Source organism: bacterium (assembly GCA_020444065.1).
Classification (GTDB): domain Bacteria; phylum Sumerlaeota; class Sumerlaeia; order SLMS01; family JAHLLQ01; genus JAHLLQ01.
Window position 1 is genome coordinate 39,180 of record JAHLLQ010000011.1, and the last position, 11,136, is coordinate 50,315.

An 11,136-nucleotide genomic window follows, 5' to 3' on the forward strand; every position below is an offset into this window, starting at 1 on the left:
ACAAAGGAAAGCCGGGCCGGAGAATGACCCTAATCCGGCCCGGCTTGGTTCTAGTTGGAGGTGAGGACGCAAAGACGAGAGACTAGACCTTGGCCGCCGGCGGTCGTTGCTCCGACTCGCTTCCTCGCTCCATCTTCTGCCAGCCCTCTCGCAGGGCTACGGCACACTCGTCGATATCTTTCTTCACCTGGTCCTCGCTTCGATTCTGGATCATCGCAATCTCATAGATATCGAAGCCCTCGACGCGGTTCAGGAAGAACGCGGAACGCGCTTTGGCGTGGAAATTCGCCAGGTACTTCAAGATGACCCGATGCTCTTCTACGTCGGAGAGCTGGTGTTCCGGATCGATGGCGTGCTCGTCGATCAGCACGTCTTCCATCCGCAGCGCTGCGAACGGCTGGTAGTACTCCACCTCTTCCTCTTCCGGCTGTCCCATTCGCTTGCGCTCGATCTCCTCGGGAGCCGGCTGCTCGATCGACATGACGCTGGAATTCTCCGGCTTCTGCCTTGTGATCTCGTCGGTCAGAATTGCATCGATGTAGCGGAACAGCTTCGTCTCAAGCACTTCCGGGTCCGTCAACACCTGGCCGTTACGCTCGGCAATCTGAACGATCGCCTGATCGACCAGGTCATCCGGTGTGACGTAGTCGGCCGAAACTTCTCCGGCCAGTTCCGCAGTGCGGATCAACTCGCGGGCGTGATTATAGAGAGGGCCCAACAGCGGACGCAGTCGCGCGAAGAGCGGGCTCGTATCCGGCTGCATCTTCATGGCCTCTTCGAGCAGAGCCTCTTCGGTGCTTGCGACCTCCTTCGCGAAGTTAGAAAAAGCCTTCTTCTCGGAGGTCCGCTTCCGGCTGAGGTGCTCCTTGCGAATCTTAGCTGTGGAGCGCCGAAGTTCCTTCTTCAGCGCCGCCTCAGAACTGCTGACGAGTTGGCGAGTGTCCGAAGAGTCCTTCTGGACCACAATATGGTGATCCGGAAGCTGGAGGCTGAGCGTGAGGTGGTAGGTGGGGTGTTCTTTCTTTCCGGCGACTGACAACCGGGCGCGCAACATTGGCAGATCGGGTCCAGTTCGGCCAAGACGGCGCTTTATCGAGGGAAGAGAGTCTTGCAGGTCATGTTCTACGGCTTTCCGAACTCGAGTTTCTACTCCAGGGGCGGCCATAATCAGTTTCATATTGCCCTTCCTCGTTGATGGTTTGGTGGGGCAGTCTCTCCTTTTTCGGGGTCATTTTTTGTACTGCCCCTATCGAAAGAATCTACTCATTCCACCCCCGGATGCAAAGAGAAAAAGACAATGGCGAAAGTTGTCAGGTTCCGGTTGATTCCTTTCATCTGTCTCCGTAATCCTTTACAATTGTGGGCGTAGAGTCCGTGGATTCTGTCGCATCTGTAGTATGGCAAAAAGAGGACCGGCGGAGGACTGCTCCCCCGCCGGTTCCGGACAGTGCTCTGGCTGCAGGATTTACTGCTGGTAGTAGACGATCAGCTTGTCGATAACCAGGATCGCGAGGTCCGGATTGCCATCGCCGTTCAGGTCATCTGCGGCAAATTGTCTCGGCTCCGGCGAAGCGTCCATGTTCACCCGGCGGGCAATTGTGGACTCGCTCTCGAACACGCGGAATTCGTAGAGCGAAGTCAGAGTCAGGTCCGAACCCCGTCCGGCGCGCTCCAGGTTGAAGAATTCGAGCCTCTTCTCACGCATCTCGACGCAGACAATCTGGGGGTGATTGGGATTCCCAAGTAGAGGTATCGCCCGAACAAGGCCGTATCCCCCGTCCTCGATTTCCGTCTCGTAGCTGTCTATCGTCTCCAGGTCCCCATTCATGACGCGCGAGTACAGAACAGCGATTCGATCCAGCGCCACAAGAACCAGATCGTCCCGCTTGTCGCCGTCGAGATCGAAGGCTTCCATGCGCCGATAGTTGACGTCTCCGAGTTCGATCTCCCGCAGGAGTTCGTAGCTCTTCTTGCCCTTCTTGACGCCATGGATCGAGAGGATGCCGTTTCCAACGTCGAGCATCGCCACCTCGCGACTCCCATCCCCTCGCAGATCAGCCACAGCCGCCGCCCTAAGGCGCGTCCGATTGTTCCGCCCATTGAACTGCTGTGCGATGTGAACGCTGCCGTCCTCCTCCAGGTAGAACGCCCGCACATAATCGTCCTTCACGCACATCACGAGCGGCCTGTCCTCGCCCTTCAATTGCGCCGCAAAAAGTTGGCTGGGATTGGTGTCCGCCAGAAGCCCCGAGAGGATTCCGCGAACTTCACGCTTCGTGAAGTGTCCGTCCTTGGTCTGCATGAGGAGCAGCGGCGATTCATACTCGAAGTGCAGGATGATGTCCTCACGTCCATCCCGATCCAAATCCGCGATGGTCATCCCCTCGGGAGCTTCCGCATCATCCTCCAGGACGTAGACTTCTTCAGCGGCGGGAACCGAGTCGGCCGTCGGATCGAAGTCCTTGTAGACGACGATACTCTTCTTTTCCTCGGCGTCTTCCTGAACCACCAGCAGATCCGGAGTGCTGTTCTTCTCCGAGTGGAGAATCCCGGCGGCCAACGGCTGGGCGTCGAGAGCCAGCGGACGTGGGAATCCGAGGCGATTATCCTTGTCCTTATCGACCATCGCGACCCCGAGTGCGTTCTCATCTTCGCTCAGCACAACGAGCGGCGCAGCAGTGCCACGCTCGACCGGCCAGGGCAGAATTTGATCCATGCCTTCCAAAGATGGTACGGTTTCCGGCACGAGCGCTCCCGTTCGCGTCTGGCTGAGCAGCCTCAAGGATGCCGAATTTGGCATTGCTGCGACGAGATCCTCGCGCCCGTCGCCATCGACGTCTGCCACGGCCGAGAAGGTGTCCTGATCCCATGTGCTGGGATCGAAACCGACAAATCGAGGATCGCTGATGGAGAGCGTGGACTCTCCATCGACATGGTCTTCCATCGGCTCGGCCATCTGCATGATGACCAGGTGCCGCGTCTTGTTGTGAATGGCCGCGATTTTTGCGCGCTCGCGCGGCATTGGAACCATGTCCACGGAACGCAGCAGACTCGTCTCCAGACTGAACTCTGCCGGAAAATCCCCCGTGGCCGATTGGAGTCGAACCATCAAGTGGTTGTATGAATCGCCGGGCTGGAAGATGATGTCGTTCTTCCCATCGCCGTCGATATCGGCGATCATCGGCGGGTCGGAGACCTGTCCAGTCGTGTAGAACGTCTCAACGGGCTCCAGCGAGATCCCTCGCGTTCCCGCCTGAAGAATCTGCATCTTCTTGCCGACGACCAGCAGGACATCTTCCCGCCCGTCCCCGTTGAGTTCCCCAAGCGTGAGATGATCGGCTTTCAGATCGGTCATTTCACCGCGCTGCAACCGTCCCTCATCTGTCTGGTACATGACAACCAGGCTGGCCGGCGCCTCGGCCATCAGCAGATCAGTCCGTCCGTCACCGTTGACGTCTGCGGCGATCATCGACTGCACGAGACCATCCAGAGTGATCTCTTCCTTGGTGAAGGGGGCCGCCTCGTTGTCCTCGCTCTGATAGAGAATTTCCAGCAGACCGGCGTCGTTCGATACGGATGCAATGTCCATGTGGCCGTCGCCGTTCAAATCGGCAACGGTTAGTCCCAGACTACGGCGATAGGCGTCGTAAATGTGCGGCCCATCCAGGTGGAACTCCACGGCGGATTCCGGCGCCGCCCAGCCGGCAACGGTGAGCGCGCTTGCAAGGGCAAGGGATTTAAGGACTATTCGATTTGAGAGCATAGTGGGTGACCTTCGGAGATTGGGGCCACGCCCCGACCGTAAGATGACTCAGCCTACCCGGTAACGGCGACAGCGCGGCAATGGAAAATGAAAATCCCAGGGGCGCAGAGGCCCCTGGGAAGACGAATCCTATGGTTTGGCGGCGGTCACTCGTCGCTTGCCGGTCGCGTGTCGGAGGGCGGCCAATTGGAGGGCGGCCAGTTCTTGCGGCGCTCTTTGTCGGCGCGGCGGTCACCACCAAAGCGGCGGTTCTTGAAGATCACCTCAACACGTTCCCGTCGATCTTGCCCGGAGCGACGGTCCTGCCCAGTGCGGCGCTCTGTCACCCCATCCCACGTGCCGTCGGGCCGCGTGCCGGGTCTTGGGCCCGGGGCAGCGGGAGCTTCTGCCGGTGTCTGAGGGGCAACTTCTACGGCAACGGGGGTCGGTGCCGCTGCCGGTTCCTCTTCTTCAGCGGGTGCGGGTGTTACGCCCTTGGGGGCAGGAGATCGGAATTCCTGGGGCTCGTGATCGTGAGACTCACGGATGAACTTCCGCTTCAACATCTCCTTCTGCTTCTCTTCCAGCTCCCGCATCCGATTCCGATCGGTCTCGATCGTCGGACGGTACTCGACTTTGCCCTGGCCGATAGCAGCGAGGAACTTCTCTTCGCCGTTTTGCCGGAGATAGTTCAGGACAGCCGCATATTGATCATCCGGGTATCCAGGGTCCGTGATCCCCATGCGGCGGAGCAGGCGCTGCATGCCGCCTTGCTTGAGCAACTCGGCGTAGATCGTCTCCGACAACTCGTAGCCGAATTCGCGGAAGTAGTTGTGGACTGCCGATCGAATCTGTTGGTCCGATCCGGGACTCATATCGTCGCGCTCCTGGGCCTTCGGGGGAAAAGCAGGCAGAAGGCATCTAGCAATTTGTTCGGGAGCTATGTTCAATCGCGACAGGTGCCGATGTCAAATCCCATTGGACGTTCGAAGCGATCTCAAGTGTCGTCCGGGAGGATCTCATCCTGGAGCTCGCCGGCGTCGGCAACACTCTCGCCCGAGACGTCCTCCAGCTCCAGCAGGTCCTGGCGAGTCTTTGCCATGTATTCGCGGCGACGCTGACGGTACTCGTCTGCGCTCATCTTCATCTGCGGATTCTGTTCGCCGGCCCTGATCTCTTCGAAGAGTTTCTCGATGAAGGGAACGCACCACCCGCAGCCCGTCCCGGCCCCGAAACACTCGGAGCACTGAGACGGCACCTGCGGATTGTTCAAACGGATGAACTTGGCGACTTTTTGAAACGGAACGTGGAAGCAGACACACAATTCCGTGGGGGATTCCATGCGGTTCAGTCTTCCGCCTGGCCGCGGGCCTCGTCGAGGGCCTGGACGATTTCATCCTGATCAGAATTGATTTCGAGCGAACGTTCCCAGCACTCGATGGCCGAGTCCGGATTGTCCAGGACCATGAACAGCGCGCCCTGACCATTCAGAGCCGGGTAGTATTCTTCTTCCAACGACAGGGCCGCATCGAAGGCATTCTGTGCCTCCTCGTAGAAACCGACCAGATCGTCGTCGTCTTCCCAGTTCGGATTATCCTCGAGACCATCGGTGAACATCATCAAGGCCGTCTGGCCGAGATGGTAGAGGGCGAGCGGATTCTCTGGGAAACGCTCGCTGGCTTCCCGGAAAAGGTCGAGGGCCTCTTGATACTCGCCTTCCTCGATCAGGGCTTCGCCCTCCTCGATCAGCGATTCAAGGTCATCCTCTTCGTCTTCGGCATCCGCATCATCGTCTCCGAATTCGAACTCGTCGTCCTCTTCAAACTCGTCGTCCTCGAAGTCGTCACCCTCGAACTCGTCGTCTTCATCTTCGAAGCCGTCGATCCAGCCAGAGGATTCCTCTTCCTCATCTTCCCATGGGGGGGGACAGACCATAACACTGCTCCTTGCAGGGTAGCCTTCCGGGTTTTTGTCTCCTGGGTGTTCCAGTCGTCGGGCTGACGGCTAGCGGGATATTGTTGGGTATGGCAAGGACAAAACGGCCGTTTCGTGGCGTTTTTTTTGAGCCGAAGCCGGGAAAGCGCCCGCCAAGGCCTCCAGTAACCTGAACTTCACACTAGATCGTTGCCGCTGGCCCACTTAGCTGTCAGTCCCTCGAATCGGCCCGGAAAGCCGACGAATGCGGGGGGAAGAGGCGCCCCAAGCATGCAATTCCCGGTTTGTTCGGCTTGCAGCCCGCTTTCGGGTAGGCCATTCTATGACACAAGATTCTCGCGAGAATCGCCACAGGAGGGGCTTTTGTGAACCGACCATTGATACTCGTTATCAATCCAGGGTCCACGTCCACGCGTGCCGCTGTCTACGGAGGGGAGGAACTCCTGGCCGAACGTCATCTCATCTGCGATCCTGCCAAACTGGCCGGGTTCGCCCGCGTGATCGACCAGGCCGCATACCGCAAGGAACAGATTCTGGAAATGCTCAGGGAGATCGAAATCTCTCTGAGCGAACTCGATGCAATTGCTGCTCGAGGCGCGCCGCTTCGCTCCGTTCCGGGAGGCGTCTATCGCATCAATCGAGAGATGCTGGCGGATGCAATCGACGATGGCTTCGTTGAGCATGCTTCGAAGGTCGCCTGCGTGATTGCGAACGAACTATCGAGAGAGGCTCAGAACATCCCGGCGTTCATTGTCGACCCGATCTCTACCGATGAGTACGACGAGATCTCCCGCATCAGCGGGCTGGCAGAACTCCCCCGCCAGTCATTGACGCACGCGCTGAACATGAAGCGCGCAGCCCGCCATTGTGCCACAGAAATCGGAAAGCGCTATGAAGACGCGAACCTGATTATCGCGCACCTGGGAGGCGGCTGTTCGATCGCCGCACATCGTCACGGACGGATGGTCGATTCGGTCGATGCAAACGGAGAGGGACCTTTCTCTCCCGAACGCAGCGGCGGCCTGCGCGTTGACGACCTCGCGCGAATGGTCCTCGTGAGCGGCGATGATTATGCGCGCATTCGTCGACGCCTGACGCGCGAGGGCGGCCTGAAAAGCCACCTCGGAACAACCGATGCCAAAGAAGTCGAACAGCGCGTCGAAGACGGAGACGCGAACGCCCGCCTTGTCTTCCAGGCGATGGCATACCAGATGGCGAAGCACATCTGCGGTCTCGCCGCGGCCCTGTATGGAAGCGTGGACGCCGTTGTGCTGACCGGCGGCCTGGCGAATTCGAAGATGCTGACCGGGTGGATCCGCGATCGGTGCGGCTTCCTGGCGCCGATGTACATCTATGCCGGCGAGTTCGAAATGGAGGCTCTGCGCGACGGCGTGGCCCGGGCACTGTCAGGTGAGGAAGCTGTCCGGATCTACCCCACCGGCGAAGCGGAGGATGCGTGATGAGGAGCTTCGAGGAAATCCTGCAGCGCGCGGCCGCCATGGGTCCGAAACGCATCGCAATCGCCGGGGCCATGGACGAGGCATTGAAGGACGCGTTCGACGATGCGAAGAGACGGGGAGTTGCCCACACGGTCGAATTCACGAATCCGCTCTCCGCCGCTCGCGCCGTTCGCGAAGGCGAGGCCGACGTCCTTATGAAGGGAAAAGTAGATACGAAGGCCTTCATGGGTGCGGTGCTGGACAAGGAGAACGGTCTACGGAGCGGCAAGCTGATCAGCCATGCCTTCGTCTTCGAAGCATTCGGCCGGCTGATGATTATCACGGACGGTGGTATCGTCCTGAATCCGACACTTGAGGAAAAAGCCGAGATCGTCCGGAATGTCCTGCCGATCGCTCGGAAGCTCGGGATTGGGGAGCCACGAATCGCCGTCGTGACCGCCTACGAAAAAGAAAATCCCAAAATGCCGGAGACCGTCGATGCGGCTCAACTGGCAGCGATGAACATCGAAGGCTGCGTCGTGGAAGGCCCACTCGCGGTCGATGTCGCGATGAGCAAGGAAGCTGCGGCAGCGAAAGGTGTCGAGGGCCAGGTCCCGGGGAATGTCGACATCTTCCTCGCGCCGTCGGTCCTTGTTGGAAACATCCTCGCCAAGGGCATTATGTACTTCACTGGCTGCAGCGGCGGCGGAGTCGTCGCTGGAACATCCAGGCCGGTGACTTTTCTCTCAAGGTCGGACACGGCTCAAACGAAACTCCACACAATCGCTCTCGGGGTCCTGATGAGCGAGTAGGACTTGATACTCAGAAGGGGGTCAAGAATGGCAATCAAACGTGAGCTGATGACGGGCAACGAGGCAGTCGCCCGCGGAGCATGGGAGGCGGGAGTCGTGGTTGCCACGAGCTATCCCGGCACGCCCAGCACGGAAATCACCGAGGCGCTTTCCCATTACGAGGAAGTCAATGCCGAGTGGTCTGTGAACGAGAAAGTGGCGCTGGAAGTCGCCATCGGGGCCGCCTTTGCAGGCGTTCGGGCGATCGCGACAATGAAGCACGTCGGTGTAAACGTCGCTGCGGATCCGCTCTTCTCGCTGGCTTATGCCGGCGTGAATGCGGGACTGGTGATCGTCACGGCCGACGAGCCGGGACTGCACTCCTCGCAGAACGAGCAGGACAACCGCATCTACGCCAAGTTCGCCCAGATTCCGATGCTTGAGCCCTCTGACGCGCAGGAAGCAAAGGAGATGACGAAGCTCGCATTCGAACTGAGCGAAGAGCACGACACGCCCGTCATGCTGCGACTGACGACGCGCATCTGCCACACCGATAGCCCGGTGCGCCTGGGGCGTCGCGAAGAAGTCCCTCGACGGCCCTACCAGAAACAACCCCGCAAGTACGCCATGTTGCCGCCCCACGCGTACGGACGACATCTCGTTCTGGAGAAGCGCCAGGCCGTCCTCGAAGCCGTCTCGAACACATTCGACGGAAACCGCGTCGAGATGCGGTCATTGGAGTACGGCGTTGTCACCAGCGGCATCAGCTATCTGAACGTGCGCGAGGCGCTTCCCGAGTTCTCCGTGCTGAAGATCGGGATGACGTATCCTGTGCCGCATCAATTGATTCGCAACTTCGCGCAGCGAGTCGAGTACCTCTACGTTGTGGAAGAGAATCGGCCGTTCCTTGAGGAAGAGATCAAGGCCCTCGGAATCAAGGTCGAAGGCAAGGAGCAATTACTCTCGGTCGGTGAGCTTCCGGCAGAAGCACTACGCGAACGCATTCGCCATCGGCCGAGTCCCCAAAAGCCTCCCGTGCAGGATCTTCCTCCCCGACCGCCGCAGTTCTGTCCGGGGTGCGGACACCGCGGTGTCTTCCATGTGTTGTCGAAGAACCGCATCACGGTGAATGGTGATATTGGCTGCTATTCGCTAGGAGCGCTCGCGCCGTTCAACGCGATGGATACGTTGATTTGCATGGGAGCCTCTATCGGCATGGATCACGGTTTCCGCAAGGCAGCCGAGCCCAACGAACGCAGCGTTTCCGTCATCGGCGATTCCACGTTCTTCCACAGCGGCATGACGAATCTGCTTAACATGGTGTACAACAACGGCACCGCGACAACGATCATTCTGGACAACCGCATCACAGCCATGACCGGCCATCAGCCCAACCCCGCATCGGGTGTGCTGGCCGCCGGTGAGCAAGTTCGCCCGGCAAACATGGTGGAGATCTGCAAGGCCCTTGGCGTGAAGCACGTTCGCGAACTCGACGGCTTCGACATGCAAGGCATCGAGAAGGCCCTGAAGGAAGAGATGGATCGCCAGGAGCCCTCGGTGCTCGTCATCAATACACGTTGCGTGATGGTGGAGCGCGAACGCTTCGGTTCGGCCCGCGTGGTGGACGAAGATCTCTGCACGAAGTGCCGCCTCTGCTTGAAGTTGGGCTGTCCGGCGCTGACCATTGAAAACGATAAGATCGTCGTCACGGACTTCCTCTGCGATGGCTGTGGACTGTGCGAAGACGTTTGCCGCTTCGATGCGATCAAGTGCGAAGAACCCCAGGAGGTGAAGACATGAAGACCGCCGTGAAACCAGTTACGAATGTTCTCGCCGTAGGCGTTGGCGGCCAGGGCATCATCCGACTGTCGAATATTCTGGCCGAGACGGCATTCCGATCCGGCTTGGATGTGAAGAAATCGGAGATCCACGGCCTGTCCCAGCGAGGCGGCAGTGTCTACAGCCACATCCGCTGGGGTGAAACCGTCTTCTCACCAGTCATCATGGACGGCGAGGCGCACTTTGTTCTGGCCCTGGAGGAACTCGAGGCGCTCCGCTTCGCGCACACCGTGCGACCCGACGGGCTGATTCTCATCAACGACTTCCGTCTGCTGCCTGCGACCGTGGTGAATCGCCAGGCGGAGTATCCCGACGACATCGATGAGCAATTGCTTGAGTATGCCAGATTCGAGCGCATCCCAGCCACGAAGATGGCGGCGGATCTTGGGAATGTGCGGGCGGCGAACATAATCCTGATCGGGGCGCTTGCCAGGCACCTGGAACTGGACGTTGACACATGGAAGGCGGTTGTCCGCGACTCCTTCGCATCCAAGTTCGCCGAAATCAACGAACACGCGTTCGAGGTCGGATACAACTTCGCAGAAGCGGGAAAGGCGGAGCCTGAACCGGCAACATGACAGCTTCGGGTTGAGCCTTCATCCGGGTTGACCTCTCCGTCCCGCGGCGCGAGAATAGCGCTGGGAAGAAGTCTGGGAGGGAGGAGAAGAGACTCATTTAGGAGGCTGATATGCCCGGCGATCCGATTCGACTCGTGCAAGCCCTGGTTGGGGCCGAATTGTCCAGCCACGACGAAGTGGCTGTCAGCGCTGTTCCGAAGGGACCGGTGGTCACGCTCTCGCGCGACTACGGATCCGGCGGAGAGGATGTGGCTCACGAACTCTCGATGGCCCTGCACGTCGGGTGCTTCGATCGTGAGATTCTGGACGCCATCGCAGATAGCGCAAAAGTCGATCGCTTCCTCATGGAGCGCCTCGACGAGCAGGTTCGAGGGATCATGGACGCGTGGGCGTTCTCGATCATCAGTGGCAAGAGCGCCTTCAAGGAGGATTATCGGCGGCACCTGGTTAGCGTGATCCTCGGCATTTCGCAGCGTGGCGGCGTGATCGTGGGCCGCGGGGCCCACCTGATCCTCTGGGATCGAAAGGCCTTCCGCGTAAGGATTGTGGGATCGCTCGATCGCTGTGCCAAGCGCGTGGCCGAGAAGGAGAATATCTCCCAAGAGGAGGCGGAGAAGAAGATCCAACACATCAACCAGGAACGCGCATCCTTCATCAAGAACCTGTATCGACACGATTTGTCCGATTGCTCCAGCTTTGACATGGTCCTAAATTCCGACCGCTACACGCCGCAAGTGCTGGCGAGAATGATCGCAAACGCCATGCGACTGGCGGGTTTCGCGGTTCCGGTCGAATAGCCGACCGCCCCGAGA

10 protein-coding genes are annotated in these 11,136 nt (G+C 59.4%); 5 read left to right on the forward strand and 5 right to left on the reverse strand.

Going from position 1 to position 11,136, the window contains the following annotated elements:
* Positions 1–82: 82 nt before the first annotated feature.
* The 5 genes from KQI84_18830 to KQI84_18850 form a co-directional block, all read right to left on the reverse strand.
* Positions 83–1,054 (reverse strand): hypothetical protein, encoded by a 972-nt coding sequence (locus tag KQI84_18830; GenBank protein MCB2156937.1) that lies wholly within the window; start codon positions 1,052–1,054, stop codon positions 83–85.
* 411 nt (positions 1,055–1,465) lie between these two features.
* A complete protein-coding gene (locus KQI84_18835; protein MCB2156938.1) occupies positions 1,466–3,763 on the reverse strand; it encodes a VCBS repeat-containing protein in 2,298 nt (765 codons plus the stop codon).
* Positions 3,764–3,909: 146 nt separating this feature from the next.
* Positions 3,910–4,617, reverse strand: coding sequence for a hypothetical protein (locus KQI84_18840; protein MCB2156939.1), 708 nt, complete (start codon positions 4,615–4,617; stop codon positions 3,910–3,912).
* A 122-nt stretch (positions 4,618–4,739) separates the two neighbouring features.
* Complete coding sequence (locus tag KQI84_18845) at positions 4,740–5,084, reverse strand: (2Fe-2S)-binding protein (protein MCB2156940.1); 345 nt, start codon at positions 5,082–5,084, stop codon at positions 4,740–4,742.
* A gap of 5 nt (positions 5,085–5,089) precedes the next feature.
* The gene (locus tag KQI84_18850) at positions 5,090–5,677 is read right to left on the reverse strand and encodes a tetratricopeptide repeat protein (GenBank protein ID MCB2156941.1); all 588 of its coding nucleotides are present in this window, start codon (positions 5,675–5,677) and stop codon (positions 5,090–5,092) included.
* Positions 5,678–6,042: 365 nt separating this feature from the next.
* Here KQI84_18850 and buk point away from each other — a divergent pair, with 365 nt between their 5' ends.
* From buk to KQI84_18875, 5 genes are all read left to right on the forward strand, one after another.
* Positions 6,043–7,137: a butyrate kinase gene (gene buk, locus KQI84_18855; protein MCB2156942.1), complete on the forward strand. Its 1,095-nt coding sequence runs from the start codon at positions 6,043–6,045 to the stop codon at positions 7,135–7,137.
* Positions 7,137–7,928, forward strand: coding sequence for a phosphate butyryltransferase (locus tag KQI84_18860; GenBank protein ID MCB2156943.1), 792 nt, complete (start codon positions 7,137–7,139; stop codon positions 7,926–7,928). The genes buk and KQI84_18860 overlap by 1 nt, the downstream gene beginning before the upstream one ends.
* Positions 7,929–7,955: 27 nt before the next feature.
* Entirely contained in the window at positions 7,956–9,707 is a 1,752-nt protein-coding gene (iorA, locus tag KQI84_18865; protein ID MCB2156944.1) for an indolepyruvate ferredoxin oxidoreductase subunit alpha, read from the forward strand.
* The gene (locus KQI84_18870; protein MCB2156945.1) at positions 9,704–10,324 is read left to right on the forward strand and encodes an indolepyruvate oxidoreductase subunit beta; all 621 of its coding nucleotides are present in this window, start codon (positions 9,704–9,706) and stop codon (positions 10,322–10,324) included. The genes iorA and KQI84_18870 overlap by 4 nt, the downstream gene beginning before the upstream one ends.
* A 110-nt stretch (positions 10,325–10,434) precedes the next feature.
* Positions 10,435–11,121, forward strand: coding sequence for a cytidylate kinase-like family protein (locus KQI84_18875; protein ID MCB2156946.1), 687 nt, complete (start codon positions 10,435–10,437; stop codon positions 11,119–11,121).
* The last annotated feature ends 15 nt before the right edge of the window (positions 11,122–11,136 follow it).